Consider the following 21019-nt stretch of genomic DNA (forward strand, 5'->3'; position numbering starts at 1 on the left):
AGCGTTTTCTTTTTAAAAATAATGGTATACTAATAGCATCTTAATAAAATGGGAGGGTTTACAATGGCTAAACTAGTTCTAGGCTTAGATATCGGAGTTTCTAGTGTTGGTTGGGGAATTATCGATGAAGAAACAGGAGAAATTAAAAAAGCTGGTGTTCGCTTATTTGAAGAAGCGAATAGAAATGCTAATGAAGATCGCCGGAGTTTTCGCAGCGCAAGACGGTTAAAAAGAAGAAGAAAGCACCGGTTAGAAAGAACGAAAACATTATTAGTAGAAAATAACTTCTCTTGCACCTCTATTCAAGACTACAATCCGTATGAAGCAAGACGCAACGCTCTTTATGAACAAGTAACGAAAGAGGAACTAGCCGCTGCACTGTATCATTTAGTTAAACGCCGCGGGACAACATTGGATACACCACAAGAAGATGAAAAAACAAGTGGCAGTGAATTATCTACTAAAGAGCAATTAAAAAAGAATGCAAAAAAATTAGAAGACCGTCACATTTGTGAAATCCAATTAGATAAAATAAAAAATGGTGAAGTCGTACGTGATCACACGAACCGCTTTAAGACAACTGATTATATCAAAGAAGCTAATGCTATTCTAGAAAAACAAGAAGCATTTCATCCTGAAATTACTGATAGCTTCAAAGAGTCGTACTTAGCTTTAGTTAATAGTCGCCGGATGTATTATGATGGCCCAGGTTCTGAAAAATCTCCTACTCCTTATGGACAATATTTTATTGGTGAAGATGGAAAACTTAAACACGAAACGATGATTAATAAAATGCGTGGACGTTGTACCTATTTTCCAGAAGAATTGCATATCGCTAAGATGTCTTACACGGCTGATTTATACAATCTGCTAAATGATTTGAATAATTTATGGTATGCGAATGATAAAAAAGAAAAAGTCAGTCTTTTATCGGTAAACGATAAACAGTATCTGATTGAGAAATTCATAAAAAACGGAAAAAAAATTACATTAAATGGGATTGCAAAGTACCTGACTATTCCTGAAGAAGACTTAAAGGGTGCTCGCATTGATTTAAAAACCAATAAACCGATTTTTACAGATTTTATTGGATTTAAGAAATTAAGGAAATTAGTGGAATCTATTTCTACTGTTCCCGCTGATTTTTTTGATAATCCCGCTGTTTTGGATAAAATAGCCGATATTCTAACCGCAGAAAAAAGCTTAACTCGTCGAGAAGAACAGCTAACAGACTTATTTCAATCGACCTATCATGACAGCTTGCCAGAAGTAACGGCTGCTTTAATTAATGATACAACCTTTAAGGAATACCATGCTCTTTCTAAAAAAGCGATACAATTAATCTTGCCTGAGCTATGGGAAACCAATAAAAACCAAATGCAAATTTTCTCAGAACGAGGACTAGGAAAAAGCCGTCTTGAACAGTTACAAAATGGCACTAAAATCCAATTCGATGATGAAGCTATTCTAAGTACAGTCGCAAAACGAGCTCATCGCGAAGCGATTAAAATCACTAATGCTGTCCGAGAACAATACGGTGAACTTGCCTATGTTGTCGTTGAAATGGCTCGCGAAAAAAATAGCGATGAAGAAAGACTGAACTATAGTAATTTCCAAAGGAACCAAGGAAAATTTGAGAAAAAGATTTGTGATCTACTTGAAGTGAAGAATTTAAAAGACTTGTATTTAAATGGCAAGCAACATTTAGCGTTAAAATTATGGGATGTTCAAGATGGAAAATGTGTGTATTCTGGTAAGTCTATCGCCCTTTCTGATATTGTTTATGATTTTACGCGTTTTGAAGTCGACCATATCATTCCACTTTCTTATTCCTTTGATGATAGCCAACAAAATAAAGTACTCGTTTACCATGCAGAAAATCAATTAAAAGGCCAATTAACCCCTTTCCAATATTTCCAAAGTGGCAAAGCGACACGCTCTTTTGTTGAGTTTAAAGCTGATTGTTTGAGTTTATTTAAATCTCGTCGAATTAGCAATAAAAAATTAGGCTACTTATTAGAACAACGAGATGTCCAACACGATGAGGAAGTCCAAAAAGACTTTATTAATCGGAATTTAGTTGATACCCAGTACGCTATGAGGAGTTTTTCTAGCTCGCTTCGTACTTTTTATCGAAATAACGCTATTCCAACAGGTGTCTTATCGATTCGTGGAAGTTTCACTGCTGCATTAAGAAAACGAACAAACATGCGTAAAGATCGTGATGCAGGTCATTTTCATCATGCTATCGATGCCTTGATCGTTGCCGGTGTTGGTCGAATGCCGTTATTTAAGCAACTGAAACAAACAACTTTTACTATTGAAGGTGTGGCCGTTGATACAGAAACTGGTGAACTAATCAATGCCTCTCAAGTTTTCGACAACAACTCACTTAAATTTGTTAGCTCATTAAGAAATTACCAGGACAAAATTAAGTATTCACATAAAGTTGATCGTAAACCCAATCGGACAATGTCTAATCAAACCATCTACTCTACTCGCGAAAAAGATGATGAAACATACGTTGTCGGGAAAGTAAAAAATATTTATCAGTTGGATAAGAAAGGCTATGAAGCTCTCAAAAAAAGAATCGAAAAAGATTCTGATCTTTTTTTAATGGCCCAACATGATGAGAAAACTTGGAAATTAATCAGAAAAGTCATGGAAGAACATAGTCATGCGGACAATCCTTTCCAAGATTTTTACAAAGAACACGGCTTTATTTTAAAAGACGGAAAAGTACCAGTTAAAAGCTTGAAGTATCTAGATAGAAAACTAGGTATCCATGTCAATATTTCAAATAAATATAAAGATGCTAAAAATGATGTTGTTTTATTAAGTAGAAAAAGTATTCGTGTGGATATTTACATGAATGAAGATGGAAACTACAAATACCTTGGAGTACCTTATAATTGGTTTAGAAAAGTAGATGGTATCTATACTCTTGATATGAATCTATATAATGGAGAAAATGGTCGTAATGCTCCCTATAAAAGAATAGATGATAGCTATGGATTTCAATTTAGTTTATATAAAAATGACAGGATTTCTTACGATAAATTAGAAACTGTTGAAGACGAAACAACTAAAGAAAAGACTAAAAAAATCGTTCATTATGAAAAGTTATTTAAAGGTGATGCTATGCCACGCGGAAATAAAATAGAAATAGAAGATATTATTTTTAAAAGTAATAAACAACAGTTTATTGCAGTTGGTACCTTGCACTATTTAAAAAAATATAATACCGATATTCTTGGTAACAAATATCCAATTGATATAGAAATATTTAGTCCTTATTTAAAAGAATAACATTAAGAAAAAAATTCTAATAAAGGGTTTACAAAATATATAAACCTTGTTATAATAAGGGTGTCTTCGACGGAAGACTTCCTTATACCAAAGGGTCGCGAGGACCTACCAAAATAAGGCTTTATGCCGAAATCGCCCCATTTATGGGGCTTTTTTTGTACATAACTCTGGAAAAAGGAGTGATAATAATGAGCTGGCGTGTTGTCTATATTGAAAAATCTGATTACTTAAGATTGTATCTTGATAATTTAAAAGTTATTCGAGAAGATACGGAAATTTTGATACCGCTTACTGATATTCATACAATCATTGTCGATAACCAGCAAACCGTTGTAACTGCCCGCTTGCTAAATAAATTAGCAGATTACCATATTCTCTTAATTTTCTGTGATGAAAAACACTTACCCAATATTTATGCTCTTTCTCCTCATAGTCATCATCAGTCTTCTAGAGTTCTGGAAAGGCAAGTTAAATGGTCTACTGAAATGAAAGGCTTGATGTGGCAAAAAATTATTCAAATAAAAATAGCGAATCAAGCTTCCGTATTAGCTCATTTAAGAAAAGATTCTACTTCAATTGAAGCAATGCATCGTTATTCTGATGATGTTAACTTTTCTGATCAAACGAATCGTGAAGGTCATGCTGCTAAACTTTATTTTAAAACGTTGTTTGGAAGTTCCTTTACTAGGGATCGAGACAGCTTTGACGGAATTAACTCTGGTTTAAATTATGGTTATATTGTCCTTCGTTCAACCGTTGCTAGAACAATTGTGGCTTCGGGTTTACAACCTTCTTTTGGTATTGGGCATTACAACCAATACAATGCTTTTAATTTAGCTGATGACCTTATTGAACCCTTTCGTCCTGTCATTGATTTATGGATCAGCATTATGTGCCAAGAAGATACTTATTTAGACTTAAAAACTAAACAAAAAATTGTTCACTTAATTAGCAATAACAAACTATTGATTGGCAATCAAAAACAAACTATTCTGAACGCGATTGAAATACTTGTTCAATCTTTTATTAAAGGAATGAATGAGAATAATACCGAACTATTGGTTTACCCTGCCAATGGCATCTCCTTATAGAATTATGCGTTTAGTTTTATTTTTTGATTTGCCAATGAATACAAAAAGTGAGCGACGAACTTATTCAAGATTCAGAAAGTATTTAATTAATAACGGTTTTACAATGGTTCAATTTTCAGTCTACGCAAAAATTTTCCCAAATCGATCAAGTTTAGATAATTATATGATGGGGTTAAGAAATAACCTCCCAAAACATGGTTCTATTCGGGCTATGGCTGTGACTGAAAAACAATACAGCAATATGTTTTTGCTTGTTGGTGATAAAACCCTTACTGAAAAAGCTATTACCGAAGATCCGATGGTGATTTTATGAAGGAATGGCACATTAAAGACTCTGTACGAGTAACTTCATTCTTAGTTGATAAAGTGACTATTTTAAAAGGTGAGCAAAAAGAATGGTGTCAATTAGTTGAATATTTTAGCGATTACTTCAGCTATAAAGGTATACAAATAAACCTTTTTGAAAACCAAACATTGATTCCAAGAAGAGACTTTCTATTCCAAATTCTTTCTCCAAATGATCCAACAAAATTTATTAGTTTAGAGAAAGCTTTAATTCGACAAGAAAAAGAATTTTTGACTAATCTTGAGTTTTCTCCATTTTATAAACAATTAGTTGAAAGCTGGGAAGAATTGATTGAAGAAGTTGATTTTTTAAATACTCAACAAAAAACAAACACAACTCACTACACTTTGTTGCCTTTCGATAAAAAATGGATTCAAACTAGCTTATCTTTTTCAAAAAAAAATTCTGCTCAACTATCTCATTATGAAAAATTAATTCTTCAAATTAATGTATTAGAAGAATCAATAAGTGATAAAAAATTAATTATCTATATACAATTTCCTGAAGTGGTGCTTTCAGATAAGGAATTAGAACATTTTATTTATTACCTTCAACAGTCTCCTAATGGGATTCTCTATTTTATTCAAACAGAAAATCCTTCTCTTTTTCCTACCAATATTGTTTACAAAGAAAAAATAAGAAATAAAACTATTTGTTATGCTGTTAAAGATCAATTAATCTCAAAAATTCCTTCTAGTTGGTCTGAAGAAACATTTCAACATGCTTGTAATTGGTATATGATACTTGTGGATAAGTACGCGCAAGAAACCGTTCTTTTATCTTTAAAAACTGTGGATAACTTATCTATTTTTATCTATGTTTACTCACTTTTTATTCTTACCAATACTCCTGTAATAGTTGATCTAACTGCAGTTACAGCCAATATAAAAAAATATTTTGAAAATTTAATACAAGATAAGGTATAATTAAATTGGTATTTTGGTACTCTCGCATCTTTTGGTATTTTGGTACAGATAAGGACTCTTTGATAACTAGTGTTTCCACCATTGATTTTGGTACTCTCGCATCTTTTGGTATAAGGAAACCAGTAACTAATGCCACGACCACCATAATCCATTTTGGTACTCTCGCATCTTTTGGTATAAGGAAACTTATTTGTTTTACTATTCTACACTTACATCATTTTGGTACTCTCGCATCTTTTGGTATAAGGAAACAGTAGATGAAGTCAAAATGCTTCAAAAGGAATTTTGGTACTCTCGCATCTTTTGGTATAAGGAAACCTCACCTGTTTCGGATTGTAGCAACTTATTATTTTGGTACTCTCGCATCTTTTGGTATAAGGAAACAAGATTGATTTACAAAAAACAACTAGTCACATTTTGGTACTCTCGCATCTTTTGGTATAAGGAAACCGTTTTCAATATCAAATGGTAGTCGGTAACATTTTGGTACTCTCGCATCTTTTGGTATAAGGAAACTTGCTAGTGCAGGTAAACGTATACTAAGTGATTTTGGTACTCTCGCATCTTTTGGTATAAGGAAACTCATCGTGAGTCATCAATTCTTGTACTGCTATTTTGGTACTCTCGCATCTTTTGGTATAAGGAAACTCCTCTTGAAGTAATTCAATATGGTGACCCATTTTGGTACTCTCGCATCTTTTGGTATAAGGAAACTAGCTAAAGCGCCACTAAACGGTATGATTGATTTTGGTACTCTCGCATCTTTTGGTATAAGGAAACCATATTTATCTCTTAGCTTTTTAGCTGATAATTTTGGTACTCTCGCATCTTTTGGTATAAGGAAACACGTGTCTGCTTAATGCGTCACTTGTATCTATTTTGGTACTCTCGCATCTTTTGGTATAAGGAAACTTATGGTGGCGTTTCTAAACGGAATAACTTATTTTGGTACTCTCGCATCTTTTGGTATAAGGAAACGGTTCACCTTCTTCATTCCTGTCAAGTACCATTTTGGTACTCTCGCATCTTTTGGTATAAGGAAACCGAACATGGAGCTAGGCAGTTTCAAAAATTATTTTGGTACTCTCGCATCTTTTGGTATAAGGAAACTTTCTACTTATGCTATCTCAAAAGCAACTGATTTTGGTACTCTCGCATCTTTTGGTATAAGGAAACCAAACCCAAAGTACTTATACTACAATAATGATTTTGGTACTCTCGCATCTTTTGGTATAAGGAAACCTCTATATGTTTTAATATCATATTCCATGTATTTTGGTACTCTCGCATCTTTTGGTATAAGGAAACCGGTATGCCATTCCGTCAAAATATTTAATCTATTTTGGTACTCTCGCATCTTTTGGTATAAGGAAACCATTGGTTCCATAGGTAGGTTTTCTGGACCATTTTGGTACTCTCGCATCTTTTGGTATAAGGAAACAAGCTCATTCAATTATTTTGAGAAAAGACGATTTTGGTACTCTCGCATCTTTTGGTATAAGGAAACTAATTCTGGTATAAAAATAGATACTATGTCATTTTGGTACTCTCGCATCTTTTGGTATAAGGAAACGGTCAAAAGATAAAACAGTAACAGCATCCTATTTTGGTACTCTCGCATCTTTTGGTATAAGGAAACTAGCAAAAAGAAAACCTAAAGTCACTCCTTTATTTTGGTACTCTCGCATCTTTTGGTATAAGGAAACAATTATAGTCTCACTTGGTATACAAGAGGAATTTTGGTACTCTCGCATCTTTTGGTATAAGGAAACCAGTGTACGGTCAACTGTTAACCATGAACCATTTTGGTACTCTCGCATCTTTTGGTATAAGGAAACGATGGTTGATTGTCTGTCATTCCAGCCCCTATTTTGGTACTCTCGCATCTTTTGGTATAAGGAAACTTTCGAGAAGAAACTAACAAATATTGAACGATTTTGGTACTCTCGCATCTTTTGGTATAAGGAAACTTTGCTGCAGGTTTAATGTATGCAGGAGTATTTTGGTACTCTCGCATCTTTTGGTATAAGGAAACAAAAAAGGATAGCGTTATCCACAAATAAAGATTTTGGTACTCTCGCATCTTTTGGTATAAGGAAACATCTAATGCGTCATAAGTTCCTTCAACTGTATTTTGGTACTCTCGCATCTTTTGGTATAAGGAAACAAGTATTTAACTTGTTTTCTTCAGGCTACTATTTTGGTACTCTCGCATCTTTTGGTATAAGGAAACCGTGTGGTTGTGATAGAAAATATTTACTTATAATTTTGGTACTCTCGCATCTTTTGGTATAAGGAAACTGGTTGTCAAAATGCCTAGAGGCAGATACGATTTTGGTACTCTCGCATCTTTTGGTATAAGGAAACGATTCAACAGCTCGATTTGAAGTTCAATAGATTTTGGTACTCTCGCATCTTTTGGTATAAGGAAACCCATGCCTACCCCGTTAGCCTCGGCGATGGATTTTGGTACTCTCGCATCTTTTGGTATAAGGAAACTAAGGTTGCACAAGATACAGGACAGTCAGTATTTTGGTACTCTCGCATCTTTTGGTATAAGGAAACTGTCATTGTACTGTTTAAAATGCCAAACAATTTTGGTACTCTCGCATCTTTTGGTATAAGGAAACTAATATAATATAGCTTTTCTTGTTCAGTTATTTTGGTACTCTCGCATCTTTTGGTATAAGGAAACCACCTTACATTCTTGATTGAGTTTAATTAGTATTTTGGTACTCTCGCATCTTTTGGTATAAGGAAACTTCTGAAGTTATATAATCAATTACTACATCATTTTGGTACTCTCGCATCTTTTGGTATAAGGAAACATCAATCATTTCTGATAATTTAAAAACATCATTTTGGTACTCTCGCATCTTTTGGTATAAGGAAACTTTAACATCAAACTTTTTTTTGTTTGTTCTATTTTGGTACTCTCGCATCTTTTGGTATAAGGAAACAATCTTTTCAATCTGTTTAGCTTTCAATGGATTTTGGTACTCTCGCATCTTTTGGTATAAGGAAACTCGGATTGACCATTGATTTATTTTTAAAGTATTTTGGTACTCTCGCATCTTTTGGTATAAGGAAACAATGATAGCATGTTTACTAGAGTTAACCTTATTTTGGTACTCTCGCATCTTTTGGTATAAGGAAACAGTTATCTTCATTGGTGATTTGTTAACTCTATTTTGGTACTCTCGCATCTTTTGGTATAAGGAAACCGATTTTAATATAGACCCGACACTCTCATATATTTTGGTACTCTCGCATCTTTTGGTATAAGGAAACAGTAGTCCGACTACTTTTGTTAACGGATCTAAATTTTGGTACTCTCGCATCTTTTGGTATAAGGAAACCTAAAGCAGTAGCAACGAGACCTATTACTCGATTTTGGTACTCTCGCATCTTTTGGTATAAGGAAACATAATCATAACGGATAAGGAGTGTTGATATATTTTGGTACTCTCGCATCTTTTGGTATAAGGAAACCTTTTCTGTTATCGTCATTGATTTCATATCCATTTTGGTACTCTCGCATCTTTTGGTATAAGGAAACCAAAAATACTATCCAATCATTTTACTGTATTATTTTGGTACTCTCGCATCTTTTGGTATAAGGAAACATTTTTACAACAGGTTTAGCGTTTAAATGTATTTTGGTACTCTCGCATCTTTTGGTATAAGGAAACCTTAGGTATAGGCAAAACAGCATAAGTGTGATTTTGGTACTCTCGCATCTTTTGGTATAAGGAAACCTCTTTCTTTGTAAGTTTTATCAAGCCCGTATTTTGGTACTCTCGCATCTTTTGGTATAAGGAAACAGTATGAGAATACTCTTTTCTGCTGTTGATATTTTGGTACTCTCGCATCTTTTGGTATAAGGAAACATCTTTGCAACTTAACATCTTCAGCCAATGATTTTGGTACTCTCGCATCTTTTGGTATAAGGAAACAGCTGATGTTCTAGGCTTATCTATACAGGCATTTTGGTACTCTCGCATCTTTTGGTATAAGGAAACATATTCGAGAAGGCATTGTTTTACTATAAGATTTTGGTACTCTCGCATCTTTTGGTATAAGGAAACATATTCGAGAAGGCATTGTTTTACTATAAGATTTTGGTACTCTCGCATCTTTTGGTATAAGGAAACAGAAGAAGTTATATTCATGGCAATGGGTGGATTTTGGTACTCTCGCATCTTTTGGTATAAGGAAACTCATTCATGTCTTCATTTTTGTTGTATTGCATTTTGGTACTCTCGCATCTTTTGGTATAAGGAAACCTTAATGGAGGCTTTTGGTTATCCTAATACATTTTGGTACTCTCGCATCTTTTGGTATAAGGAAACGTTTCTAGGTGGTCTAAATCATCTAGTGTAATTTTGGTACTCTCGCATCTTTTGGTATAAGGAAACCAATTAAATTGAGTTGCCTTTGTATATGTTATTTTGGTACTCTCGCATCTTTTGGTATAAGGAAACTTGATAGTCTCAACTCCGAAGATCTTAGGTATTTTGGTACTCTCGCATCTTTTGGTATAAGGAAACTCATTGTCTCCTTGTCTAATACTGTAAAAGATTTTGGTACTCTCGCATCTTTTGGTATAAGGAAACACCTTTTAAATCAGTTTGAGACTTAGCATTATTTTGGTACTCTCGCATCTTTTGGTATAAGGAAACTATACTTATTTTTTTCTTCTTCGTAGTTCGATTTTGGTACTCTCGCATCTTTTGGTATAAGGAAACACGATGATAAACATTTTTTTGTTTCCACCAATTTTGGTACTCTCGCATCTTTTGGTATAAGGAAACTAAAGGTAAATAAGGCGAAAGGTGATACGTATTTTGGTACTCTCGCATCTTTTGGTATAAGGAAACTCTGTTTAATAGCATTAACAAAAGTGGCGTATTTTGGTACTCTCGCATCTTTTGGTATAAGGAAACATCTTAAAACAATGCCTAAACCCACCCTTAATTTTGGTACTCTCGCATCTTTTGGTATAAGGAAACAATAAAGGAATGAAGATGGAACTTAGCGTAATTTTGGTACTCTCGCATCTTTTGGTATAAGGAAACACATCTTCAAATTGTGCTTTTGATAACGTGGATTTTGGTACTCTCGCATCTTTTGGTATAAGGAAACCGTTGTAACTCTTTGATTGTTTCGATTCCTATTTTGGTACTCTCGCATCTTTTGGTATAAGGAAACTTTTTGTTGCTTCCTAACTCTACTACTTCAATTTTGGTACTCTCGCATCTTTTGGTATAAGGAAACCACTTGTTGGTATGGCGGTCAAGTCTGCAGATTTTGGTACTCTCGCATCTTTTGGTATAAGGAAACTAAGTAATTGATTTAAATCCAATTCAATCCATTTTGGTACTCTCGCATCTTTTGGTATAAGGAAACTGGATTGAAAGATGCTTTCGGTTTCTTAATATTTTGGTACTCTCGCATCTTTTGGTATAAGGAAACTCATTCATCTGTTTAGTAACGTATTTGATTATTTTGGTACTCTCGCATCTTTTGGTATAAGGAAACACCACCCCGATGGGGAAAGCTTACCTTAGGATTTTGGTACTCTCGCATCTTTTGGTATAAGGAAACAGTTATGTTTGAATTAAAAAACGAAGCATTATTTTGGTACTTCTCGCATCTTTTGGTATAAGGAAACTCGATTGCTATCATATTCCAGCTTTGTGCTATTTTGGTACTCTCGCATCTTTTGGTATAAGGAAACCATCTTCAAATTGTGCTTTTGATAACGTTGATTTTGGTACTCTCGCATCTTTTGGTATAAGGAAACCTCTAGGTAGCCCTGTAGGAAGGGCTCCTGATTTTGGTACTCTCGCATCTTTTGGTATAAGGAAACTTTTATACTTTGATCGTGCATATAATAGCAATTTTGGTACTCTCGCATCTTTTGGTATAAGGAAACTTGTTGCAGATGAAAACGTTGAACAAGGTTATTTTGGTACTCTCGCATCTTTTGGTATAAGGAAACTCTCCCATAACAACGATTGATCCCCAGTGTATTTTGGTACTCTCGCATCTTTTGGTATAAGGAAACTGGGACGAGATTAACTTTGAATTGGATTGGATTTTGGTACTCTCGCATCTTTTGGTATAAGGAAACGTCTTAATTGCATTTTTCTTTCTGGATTATATTTTGGTACTCTCGCATCTTTTGGTATAAGGAAATATTTTTTGATTAATTTTGGTACTCTCGCATCTTTTGGTATAAGGAAACGTTTTTTCGGCTTGATCTAAAGGATATAATTTTGGTACTCTCGCATCTTTTGGTATAAGGAAAAAAATCTGACACTCGGGTATCTCGCTTTTGGTACTCTCGCATCTTTTGGTATCATTCTCGCATTTTTGGTATAAGGAAACTTTTTTCCCACACCTTGATATTTTGGTACTCTCGCATCTTTTGGTATAAGGAAACTTCTTTTAAGGGTACTCTCTTTTGGTATAAGGAAACTCGAACTCGATATTTTGGTACTCTCGCATCTTTTGTATTCGGGGTAATTTTGGTACTCTCGCATCTTTTGGTATAAGGAAACTCAACTCTTCTTAGATGGTGGATTTTGGTACTCTCGCATCTTTTAGTATAAGGAAACTTCATCTTTTATAAATTCGTTAAGTCTAATTTCAATAAAATTCTATTTTTCAGTCTACACTTTCCATCTCTTCTTTAACCCTATTCTCACGGTCTATCTCTAAAAAAATAGGCATATGATCACTATGCAAAATCCAATCTTTATAAATACCAATAGTCAGGTTGTCTACCCATTCTCTCTTACAAAAAAAATAATCAATATGATAAGGTCGATGACTATGACGATACATATAATATGTCGCATATTTTTCTGATCCAGCGACAGTATCTGTTAAGGAATGGTAAGTACTTACCAAACCAATAGATGCCAGTTCATCACCCCTGAATGAGTTCGTCGTTTATATTTTTCATCCCAGATGGCGTTACTATTAAAGTCCCCACCTATTAATGTGTTTCTTATCTGTTTTTATAGATTTGTAAGTAAACATAGATCTTCTATATAATTATTGCACCCCCATATTCCTAATAAATCAAATGTATCCTGAATAATTCATAGCTTTTCTAAAAATACTAATCGATGTTGATTTTACAGCGTTTAAACTAATTTGCTTTATCACCCATTAGGTGATGAAAAAGAACCCCTTTCTGCTATGGTTATATCATCACAACCAACCAATAGAAAGGGGTTCTCTCAATGATTACTTTACAAGAAAAAGCAATGAAATTCAATAACCATTTATATGTCTCTCATACAGGTGGTCGTTTATCGAGTGATTCAGGATTAATTTAGTTGATGAATTAATGGATACTTTTCATTTTGAAGAATTGTCAAAAAAACTCATTCATATAATGAAAATCGTCGCTATTGGAAACACACTAACCATAAAATTTTAAAACAACTAATTCTTCAACTAATTGCTGGCTATAAAGCTGATTCGTCTGCGACTATCTTACAATATGATCCAGTATTACAAACTCTATTACAAGAAGAGTGTTTGGCTTCTCAACCGACTATCTCTCGGTTTCTTGATCGCATTACAGACCAAACGATTAATGATTTACAAACCTTTAATCAAACATTAATTGACCAAGCGAGATTTGTTCGCAATGATATGAATATGATTATTGATTTGGATTCTACACACTCTGATACCTTCGGTATTCAGGAACAACAGATTATAATGCCCACTATCGAACAAACGGTTATCATCCATTAGTCGCATTCGGTGGATTAACGGGCGATTTTTTAAAAGCTAAACTTCGTTCAGGAAATCAATACACGTCTAAAGGAGTTAAAGAGTTTCTTGAACCGTTATTAGATCATTACAATCAAGCAGTCCCTACGACAGATATTTTAGTGCGTGGAGATAGTGGATTTGCAACACCTGATATTTATGAGTTATGCGAAGAATATGGGTCAAACTTTGTCATTCGCCTAAAACATAATAATAATTTATACCGATTAGCAGAAGAGTTTGTGTATTACGACGATAATTATCCTTGGAATGAAAAAGAAGAATACTATTATTCCGTTTCCTATCAAGCAGCGTCTTGGTCTAAACCGCGTAGAGTATGCATTCAATCCATTCGAGAAATAGGTGAATTACTTTTCAAGCATACGTTTATTGTCACAAATTTTTCAGAAAATATTTCATCAAAACAAGTTTTTAAGACGTATAAAAGCGTGGTGCTATGGAAAACTACATTAAAGAAGCAAAAAATGGTTTCTATTTTGATAAGACAGATAGCCCTAAATTTATTGAAATCATGCACGTATGATGATAAGTGTCCTTGCATACAACCTAATCAATTTTTTGCGTACAACTTGTTTTGATAAAAATTATAAAGGACTTCAAATTAATACGATTCGTCTTCGCTTATTCAAAGTAGCTGGCAAACTAGTGAGTACTGCGAGAGAAATGTATCTAAAAATTTCTAGTTCGCATGTTTATCAAGCGGAGTTTTATGCCGTCTTTAATCGAATCCAAAGGATTCGGCATTATATTTAAAAACTCCTTAATTTTTTTAAAAAAAACCAATCAAAACCAAGGACCAACTATGCCCAAAATTCGTACTTTCTTAATGAGAAACCAATAAATAAATGAATTAAGTACCAAAAAGTAAAACTATTAAACGTTAATTTGAAAAAAATTTGAAAAAAGTGTGTTAATTGATTAAAAACAACAAAAAATTAAAGGTATGAATTATTCAGGTGTATTGTTTATCTTGCAACAGATAAAATACTCTAACCCAAAAGATGGCCAATTATTGTCTTCAAGTTTTATCTCCTTCTTTGCAAAAATACCTAATCCTCTATTCTTATTATGTCCAATCCATAAATGATTTTCTGCAAACTTAATGTAAGAATCATGATTGCTTCTTGCTGGATCTTCACATTCTTGAATAATATAAATATCAGCATCAAAAGAGTCTAAATATTGGAATTTCTTTCTAAATGCCCCATTGCAATTCCAAGTAATAATTTTCAAAATCTCTACTCCTTTTTGTATTAGTATATCATGATTTTTTCTTAAATTTAAAAAATACCACACTGCTCTTTTTATACAATGTGGTATTTATCTATTCTATTTCTCTTACTATAAAAGTTTAAATCGCTCTTTTGTAACATCTTTTATATCTTTACTATTTTTCATAACTAAATAATAATTAGATGATTGTTGATATGAAATAGTTGATAATATAAATTTCTCACGTACAATCCGATCTGGCTCAATTCATTTCTACTATCTGCGATTATTACTTGTTCGTTAGATAATTTATTGCCTATTTCATCCTCAAAATAGACACTTAGCCGTTTTTCTTTGAGAGTTTCTGAAACAGGATCGAGTTGTAAAAACTCCAACCAAATAACGCTATTCGTCAGCGTTTTGTTTGACTTAATAAATTAACCGTGACTTGCGGTATATCATTCCGTCCGCGTACCATTTTAATTTTTAATAAAGGAACCATTGTCTCTTGAGGCAAATGTCCTCCATGAACGTATTGATATCCTCCACCTGCCAACGAAAATCGATTGATCCCTCTTGGTATAAGAACGTGTCTATTAGTGCTAATTTGGTTTGCTAAAGAGAAGCTTAATCCTGTTTGTGTTGGATTTTCTTGTTCTGATAAGATAAAACGTTTATTGTAACTAGTTCCTTTAAGTTCAGTTATTAACTGCACTTTTTCAGTTGATTGAATGGTACTTCTACTATATAAAAAACCATGATCAGCTGTCACAAATAACTGTGCAGCACTTACTTCCGTTGTTAGACGTATGAATAGTCTTTTTAGTTGTTGTAAGGTCTCTTCAACAGCCGCAAAAACATCATTCTCAGTGATTCTTTGATCGCCTATTGCATCAATTCGATTATGGTAAAGATAAATCACTTTTTTTCCCGAAAATTCAGAGCGCAATTCATCTCGACTTAACTGATTGACTGCATCATAACTGATAGCCAGAGCTTTATCTGAACTATTTTTTTGAAGGACTTCATTTCTCTTTACTATGCTTTCGGTGGATAACCCATTTACTCTAACTTCACCCGTCGATTCGATAGCAAGTTGCTGATGTGGCAATAATGCAGCCATTCCTAGAGCCGTACTAGAGGGTAAAGCTGTCTGCATTGATGATAAGTCACCAGTAAACCGTTTATCTTCTAAACAAACGCTGAAACAGTTCTTGACCAGCTTCAAAACGCAGTCCATCTGATATAATCACAATAACTTTTTTATCTTGTTCGACAAAAGAAGCTACCTCATCAGAATAAAAATGAGTTTGCTGAGTGATATCCTTTCTGCTTAACCTAGCTTCTTGCATCACTAACTGGTCCCACTTTGCTGCAAATTCTTTTAAAAACAACTGGTGATAATGCCTTTCAACAGTTAATGTTAAGTCTTCAAATGAATCATTTAAATGAATTAATTGATCAGAGTAAAAATAAAATTTACGATAAGCTTGATCTATTTTATAAAAGTTTGTTTGATACATTTGCCAAAATAAATGCTTATCATGAATCTTAGCAAGCAGACTAGTCATCTCATCTACAGCTTTAACTAGTTTCAGACTCCAGCGCAATGCATGATAAGCTGTACGGTAGTCCTTGTACCAAAACTTCCCCCTTCTTTGTGCAATCAACTGATCATAATAATCATAGTCTATCCCACCATTAGCTAACTGAGAAGCTAGTTGTTGAATAAGGTAATTATCAAACCATTGGAACGTTTGAACCTCAGTCACGTTAGCCAATGACTCTTGATTGAATAATTGATTAATCCTAATTCTTTTTCTAATTGGTCAGCTACTTGAATATAACTTAGTTGCTGGTCTCTTAAATTCATCCATTGATTGATAAAAATAATCGCTTGATTTACTTTTGGCAATACAAATGGTTCAAATGCTTTTAGGAAACTCTTCTGGCCATAACTTAGTTGCTGGTCTCTTAAATTCATCCATTGATGATAAAAATAATCGCTTGATTTACTTTTGGCAATACAAATGGTTCAAATGCTTTAGGAAACTCTTCTGGCCATTCACTAGCTAAATGAGTGATAAACAATTGTTCCATTAAGGTCTCGATAGATAATTTTCCGGTCTTACTTGCTGACAAGTTGAAGCCAAATAGACGATTGATTAACCGCCAAAAACGATCCTTATTACCAAATTTTTCAATTGCACTCCAACGCATAGTCTGACCTTTAACAGACTCAGCAAATAATTCAATCAAACTGTTAGTCCAATCAGGCTGTTTCGCTTTGGTTAGTACAGCTAAGATACAGAATTCCATTGTTTCTTGATTTTGAGTTATCATTTGCTGAAAGAACTTTTAAAATTTAGTTGTTCGTTCTTTAGATTTGAAAAAGGTCTGGTACTGTTTAGCTAAATCGGTTAAGGCCTCGTTAGTTGAATCTATTCCGATAGCCGCATATAATTGACTATCTTGATCCAATTTTAATTCATAGCTATACAATAGAACTCCCAACATAGGATTTTCTTGGTCATTAGGACGTTTAATTGTATAATACAAGACAATATTTTTATCCGCCATCACTTTTTCAATGTGATAGTGAATTTGAAAATAATTGTGATCCGTTACTTTAAGTAATTCAAATAACGCAGTTTCCTTACTCATTCAGTTAACTGTTCGTCATACTGTTCGTCTTCATCATACAAATACAGAATCTTTCTTTTCTCACCTGTTTGAAGAGGCGAGTGAAAGAACGTTTGAATTTTCTTAATAATATCTTGTGCCATTAGACTGCCTCTTCCCATCTTTATTTTTTCAAGTAGATTCATTTTCACTAGTTTCCCAGCTTGATCTTTAACTACTTCAACATCTTGGAACTTTTCATAATTTACTTTTACTCCATCATCCAAATCTAATTCTATGCGTTGTTTAGCCATATGGTCTAGTACTTCTGCATACTGAACAATTTCTGTTTTATCTTTTAGATAGTTTTCAATTGCTTTTAATGAAGCAGCTTTTGACTGACTAGAAGCATTCTCATCATCTACTACATGTTGTTCTAAAGTGATTAAATTATCCAATGTCCTACTTTGTTGCAAGACATAATCTGTTCGGATACGTGCAATTGTATCGCGGTCATAGCGATGTAAATAGACTAGTCCTTTAAAAGCTCCACGTTTCCCACTGCTAAACATCCAGTAAATCGGTCTTTTTTATACATTTTAAGTGATCTTTATAAAAATCCTTTATGAAATAACGACGAATACAATCTACGGAAGATTCATTTACTTTTTTACCTAGTGCTTCGGCTATAAATAAAAGGTTTTCTTCTAACGGTTCTTTTCCATAAAGGATGCTAACTAATTCTTCTATCTTATTGATAATATCATCATCAAATAAAACTTCTTCTGTTACAGGAATAATATTATCTACATCAGGTTGATATGTTTTAAACTCGCTGCGTCCCACTCTCCACCAGCATAAGCTAATCCTTCTTCATCCAATGAATAACGACCAAAAATAATACCCACTAGATACGATAAGAAACTTTTTATATCTCTTGTTTTATCAGCTTTTCGAATTGTTACATCTTTATCTTCTACTTCTGGACTTAACTCATCTTCCAACCCATAAATATCAATAAAGATGCGATTTAACTTTTCTTCATTAGCTTTTAACTGATTAAGCTGCCCTATTGTAAATTCTTCCCAAGATTTAAATGAAGATTCCATCAAAGTACTTTTACAATATAAAAACGGATGTTTTTTGAAGTCCCAAGAAGTTTCAAAAGAATCCCAATCATCTTTTGAAATATTAATATTCTTAAACACTTTTTTATCAATCAAATTTTTACTCTCTTCTTTTATAAGAATAGGTAGTTTTTTTATGTGATCTACCTCAAAATTCATAGTTGGACTAATAAACTCAAAATTTTTGAAGCTACAATACTATTACTAAATGCTAATATATATTTCAATTCATCTTTTGATATAAAAATACAACATCCGGCAATATCAAACATACAACCTGGAGACATATACCTAGTAGAAATTTTCCCACTACTTATTTTAGACCATGTTATTGCTTCTTTAAAATAAAGTTTAGGATCTCGTAATCTGTAATTATTATTTTTTCCTGAATATTTTATATCAAAACCATCATTTTCCATATTTATAATATGCTCTACATTTCCATACCATCTTCTGAATGCTCCTCCTTTATTATAAGGAAACCATTTTTTTCCATATAATAAAATATCCTCACTTTTCTCATGATTAAAGCCTATTTCATAAATAGACACTTCAAACCAATATCGGAGAAATTCATTAGTATTACCAGGAATCATACCTTGTCTCGTATTAGATAATTTTTCTAATGGGGTATATTTAAAGATATTAACTAATTTATCACTTGCCCAATACGCAATCGGAATACCGGGGATACTAGCAAATATGTCAGTAGACTGCTCAGTATATCTATGTTCTTTTACAGGAAACCATATAGGCTTATTGTCTTCTATGTCTTCATACTCTATATAATTAAATACTCCTCTGTAATCATTAATTTTGTTTCTAAATATTGTTGCTACGGTTCCGAAGGCAATTCCCATTACCATTATCCATATGAGTCATGTTTACAATACTATAATTACTAATTACTGATTTTCTGAACTTTTCATAAGAAGATAAAAACATCCATGATTGCATAGTAACGTTAGCAATAAACCCATTGTCTAAAGAAAAAGCTTCCATACGTTTCATCATTACCGCAAACAAATCACTTTTTTCATCTGGATAGTATTTCTTCACATATTTTGAAAGTTTTGGATCCATTCCTTTAGACCCCATATAAGGTGGATTAGCTACGACTATTTCGTATTGATTAGCTAGTATCTTGTACTGATTTAATAAATCTTCTACTAGTGGCAATGTATACTCTACTAGTTCACTGGTAAAAATATCTATCTCACCGTAGTGTTTAAAGTAGTCCATTTGTTTTTTAATTTGACTGATATCAATCTCAGGAACTTGAATAATTGACCCATACAATTTTGCATCTTTAAATGTTTCTATTAAAGTTTCTGTTGCTTGAAGGAGTTGCTCATTATCTTTAGCAAATAAATAAACGTCTTCTTGAGTAATTTCATTACTTTCTTCGATGCTGTGAATATGAACAGCAAACTTTCTACTGAATAAGCGTTTATCATACGAGCGAGCTTTCATAATAACCGCGAAAGTCGCTAGTTGCGCTGCACGTCTATCAATATCTAATCCAAATAGGTTGTTTTCAAGAATCAACTTAGGAATTTCTCTTTCAGAATAACCACGCGATAAATAGATTTTATAAAAAAGCTCAAAGGCATAGACTAAAATATGTCCTGATCCACAAGCAGGATCTAAAAATTCGATCTCTTCAATAGTAAGATTAGGATTTTTTAAGTCTTCGAGTTGTTTTAGAACTTCTGCTGTTTGTTCAGCATCTTCTAGGTAATAAGATAAGGATTCTTGCAAGTTCTCATCTGGATGAGATTCTAACCATAGTCTTCCTAGTGAGTTATCCACCATATATTCGACAATCCAACGCGGTGTAAATAGTTGCGTTGCTGCTGGAATATCGTTTTTACCATTTTTTTATTTTTCTTTAAATTAGCAAAAACGAGATCTTTTTGCTCAGAGATATAAAATTGATACAACCAGCCAACAATTTCAACATCTTTCCAGTCTTTCATCAATCATATTGACGATGTCACGAATCATGCTATTTTCTGCTAATAGATTATCTGGCAGCAATAAAGCTAAGTCATCTGAGATATAGTCAAACACATTAGGGATAATCTCGCCTAATTTATTGCATTGTTTGACTAATAAATATTGATACAAAGCCTCAGACTTATTTTCATCTTGTAATTTAAAAATTAATTCTCTATCTAGATTTAATTCATCACTTAATTCTAAGATAGCAGTTAGAGCATCTGGTTCTAGTTTACCAGCCGTTTGCGAAGAAAAGAATCGACATCCGGATTGGTAGATAACCATTCACTTCCATAAACCGTAAAGCAACAATTCGGTTGAACCAAGTATACGCTGCTTCGTCCATCACTTGGTCGTATCCATCAAAAACTAAGCGATTTTTTCAAATGATTGTATTGCTTTAACTGCTCTTTACCCATAACTGTTCCATTCACAACCAAACCATCTGTTAATTCTATGATAGGTGTAATCTTATCAGCCATAATGCCGTAGCTGTAGGCTTTTTGTTGCACACCCTTTTTTAATTTATTGCGTGCTTGAAAGGCGAATTTACGTAAAGCTGCTTTA

19 protein-coding genes, 1 pseudogene and 1 CRISPR repeat array are annotated in these 21019 nt (G+C 33.4%); of the genes and pseudogenes, 5 read left to right on the forward strand and 15 right to left on the reverse strand.

The features are described 5' to 3' along the window. Positions 1-63 precede the first annotated feature (63 nt). The 4 genes from cas9 to B9Y54_RS11935 all read left to right on the forward strand — a co-directional run bounded on the left by cas9 (position 64) and on the right by B9Y54_RS11935 (position 5672). Positions 64-3309: a type II CRISPR RNA-guided endonuclease Cas9 gene (cas9, locus tag B9Y54_RS11920; protein WP_159446090.1), complete on the forward strand. Its 3246-nt coding sequence runs from the start codon at positions 64-66 to the stop codon at positions 3307-3309. A 188-nt stretch (positions 3310-3497) separates the two neighbouring features. Beyond that, positions 3498-4400 carry a type II CRISPR-associated endonuclease Cas1 gene (gene cas1, locus B9Y54_RS11925; protein ID WP_159446026.1) on the forward strand — a complete coding sequence of 301 codons (903 nt, stop codon included), beginning with the start codon at positions 3498-3500 and terminating at the stop codon, positions 4398-4400. Beyond that, positions 4384-4713, forward strand: a complete 330-nt coding sequence (gene cas2, locus B9Y54_RS11930; RefSeq protein WP_200805338.1) for a CRISPR-associated endonuclease Cas2 — start codon at positions 4384-4386, stop codon at positions 4711-4713. Before cas1 ends, cas2 begins: the two co-directional genes overlap by 17 nt. Before the next feature lie 53 nt (positions 4714-4766). Continuing rightward, positions 4767-5672, forward strand: coding sequence for a hypothetical protein (locus tag B9Y54_RS11935; protein ID WP_143062497.1), 906 nt, complete (start codon positions 4767-4769; stop codon positions 5670-5672). A 10-nt stretch (positions 5673-5682) separates the two neighbouring features. After that, positions 5683-11987: a CRISPR direct-repeat array (repeat unit 36 nt; unit sequence ATTTTGGTACTCTCGCATCTTTTGGTATAAGGAAAC). Between the two features lie 49 nt (positions 11988-12036). On the opposite strand, the gene B9Y54_RS11940 is transcribed toward B9Y54_RS11935, so the two are convergent. After that, positions 12037-12300, reverse strand: a complete 264-nt coding sequence (locus B9Y54_RS11940; RefSeq protein ID WP_143313957.1) for a hypothetical protein — start codon at positions 12298-12300, stop codon at positions 12037-12039. Between the two features lie 44 nt (positions 12301-12344). Then, entirely contained in the window at positions 12345-12590 is a 246-nt protein-coding gene (locus B9Y54_RS11945) for an exonuclease/endonuclease/phosphatase family protein (protein WP_085558461.1), read from the reverse strand. A 338-nt stretch (positions 12591-12928) separates the two neighbouring features. Between B9Y54_RS11945 and B9Y54_RS11950 the strand changes: the two are divergent. Continuing rightward, positions 12929-14243 (forward strand): annotated as a pseudogene (locus tag B9Y54_RS11950) (IS1380 family transposase). Between the two features lie 195 nt (positions 14244-14438). Here the strand turns inward: B9Y54_RS11950 and B9Y54_RS11955 are convergent. The 13 genes from B9Y54_RS11955 to B9Y54_RS12380 all read right to left on the reverse strand — a co-directional run. Next, positions 14439-14723 (reverse strand): hypothetical protein, encoded by a 285-nt coding sequence (locus B9Y54_RS11955; RefSeq protein WP_085558463.1) that lies wholly within the window; start codon positions 14721-14723, stop codon positions 14439-14441. A gap of 391 nt (positions 14724-15114) precedes the next feature. Next, entirely contained in the window at positions 15115-15861 is a 747-nt protein-coding gene (locus tag B9Y54_RS11960) for a PglZ domain-containing protein (protein ID WP_159446092.1), read from the reverse strand. Positions 15862-15886: 25 nt separating this feature from the next. Then, a complete protein-coding gene (locus B9Y54_RS11965) occupies positions 15887-16474 on the reverse strand; it encodes a PglZ domain-containing protein (RefSeq protein WP_085560454.1) in 588 nt (195 codons plus the stop codon). Beyond that, positions 16471-16686 carry a hypothetical protein gene (locus B9Y54_RS11970; protein WP_085560455.1) on the reverse strand — a complete coding sequence of 72 codons (216 nt, stop codon included), beginning with the start codon at positions 16684-16686 and terminating at the stop codon, positions 16471-16473. Before B9Y54_RS11970 ends, B9Y54_RS11965 begins: the two co-directional genes overlap by 4 nt. Further along, the gene (locus B9Y54_RS11975) at positions 16683-17045 is read right to left on the reverse strand and encodes a hypothetical protein (RefSeq protein WP_085560456.1); all 363 of its coding nucleotides are present in this window, start codon (positions 17043-17045) and stop codon (positions 16683-16685) included. The genes B9Y54_RS11970 and B9Y54_RS11975 overlap by 4 nt, the downstream gene beginning before the upstream one ends. A 15-nt stretch (positions 17046-17060) precedes the next feature. Further along, the gene (locus B9Y54_RS11980) at positions 17061-17366 is read right to left on the reverse strand and encodes a hypothetical protein (protein WP_085560457.1); all 306 of its coding nucleotides are present in this window, start codon (positions 17364-17366) and stop codon (positions 17061-17063) included. Further along, positions 17363-17896, reverse strand: a complete 534-nt coding sequence (locus tag B9Y54_RS11985; protein ID WP_085560458.1) for a hypothetical protein — start codon at positions 17894-17896, stop codon at positions 17363-17365. Before B9Y54_RS11985 ends, B9Y54_RS11980 begins: the two co-directional genes overlap by 4 nt. Next, positions 17889-18170 carry a hypothetical protein gene (locus B9Y54_RS11990; protein WP_085560459.1) on the reverse strand — a complete coding sequence of 94 codons (282 nt, stop codon included), beginning with the start codon at positions 18168-18170 and terminating at the stop codon, positions 17889-17891. The genes B9Y54_RS11985 and B9Y54_RS11990 overlap by 8 nt, the downstream gene beginning before the upstream one ends. Beyond that, complete coding sequence (locus tag B9Y54_RS11995; RefSeq protein WP_143313958.1) at positions 18131-18547, reverse strand: hypothetical protein; 417 nt, start codon at positions 18545-18547, stop codon at positions 18131-18133. Before B9Y54_RS11995 ends, B9Y54_RS11990 begins: the two co-directional genes overlap by 40 nt. Before the next feature lie 59 nt (positions 18548-18606). After that, the gene (locus B9Y54_RS12000; protein ID WP_085560461.1) at positions 18607-19311 is read right to left on the reverse strand and encodes a hypothetical protein; all 705 of its coding nucleotides are present in this window, start codon (positions 19309-19311) and stop codon (positions 18607-18609) included. Then, on the reverse strand, positions 19274-20266 hold the full coding sequence (locus B9Y54_RS12005) for an Eco57I restriction-modification methylase domain-containing protein (protein ID WP_085560462.1): 993 nt from the start codon (positions 20264-20266) through the stop codon (positions 19274-19276). Before B9Y54_RS12005 ends, B9Y54_RS12000 begins: the two co-directional genes overlap by 38 nt. 141 nt (positions 20267-20407) lie before the next feature. Beyond that, on the reverse strand, positions 20408-20737 hold the full coding sequence (locus B9Y54_RS12010; RefSeq protein ID WP_085560463.1) for a hypothetical protein: 330 nt from the start codon (positions 20735-20737) through the stop codon (positions 20408-20410). Positions 20738-20814: 77 nt separating this feature from the next. After that, on the reverse strand, positions 20815-21019 hold a 205-nt coding region (locus B9Y54_RS12380; protein WP_159446093.1), incomplete at its 5' end, for a hypothetical protein.

The organism is Carnobacterium iners (assembly GCF_900177385.1).
GTDB classification, from domain to species: domain Bacteria; phylum Bacillota; class Bacilli; order Lactobacillales; family Carnobacteriaceae; genus Carnobacterium_A; species Carnobacterium_A iners.

Excerpts from the sequence above, each read along its gene's own strand:
- B9Y54_RS11970 (WP_085560455.1), bottom strand. The coding sequence starts at position 16,686 with ATGAATTTAAGAGACCAGCAACTAAGTTATGGCCAGAAGAGTTTCCTA.
- cas9 (WP_159446090.1), top strand. The coding sequence starts at position 64 with ATGGCTAAACTAGTTCTAGGCTTAGATATCGGAGTTTCTAGTGTTGGT.
- B9Y54_RS12010 (WP_085560463.1), bottom strand. The coding sequence starts at position 20,737 with ATGGTTATCTACCAATCCGGATGTCGATTCTTTTCTTCGCAAACGGCT.
- B9Y54_RS11960 (WP_159446092.1), bottom strand. The coding sequence starts at position 15,861 with ATGCAGACAGCTTTACCCTCTAGTACGGCTCTAGGAATGGCTGCATTA.
- B9Y54_RS11940 (WP_143313957.1), bottom strand. The coding sequence starts at position 12,300 with ATGAAGTTTCCTTATACTAAAAGATGCGAGAGTACCAAAATCCACCAT.
- B9Y54_RS11985 (WP_085560458.1), bottom strand. The coding sequence starts at position 17,896 with ATGTTTAGCAGTGGGAAACGTGGAGCTTTTAAAGGACTAGTCTATTTA.
- B9Y54_RS12005 (WP_085560462.1), bottom strand. The coding sequence starts at position 20,266 with ATGGTGGATAACTCACTAGGAAGACTATGGTTAGAATCTCATCCAGAT.
- B9Y54_RS11980 (WP_085560457.1), bottom strand. The coding sequence starts at position 17,366 with ATGAGTAAGGAAACTGCGTTATTTGAATTACTTAAAGTAACGGATCAC.
- B9Y54_RS12000 (WP_085560461.1), bottom strand. The coding sequence starts at position 19,311 with ATGGGAATTGCCTTCGGAACCGTAGCAACAATATTTAGAAACAAAATT.
- B9Y54_RS11975 (WP_085560456.1), bottom strand. The coding sequence starts at position 17,045 with ATGATAACTCAAAATCAAGAAACAATGGAATTCTGTATCTTAGCTGTA.
- cas2 (WP_200805338.1), top strand. The coding sequence starts at position 4,384 with ATGGCATCTCCTTATAGAATTATGCGTTTAGTTTTATTTTTTGATTTG.
- cas1 (WP_159446026.1), top strand. The coding sequence starts at position 3,498 with ATGAGCTGGCGTGTTGTCTATATTGAAAAATCTGATTACTTAAGATTG.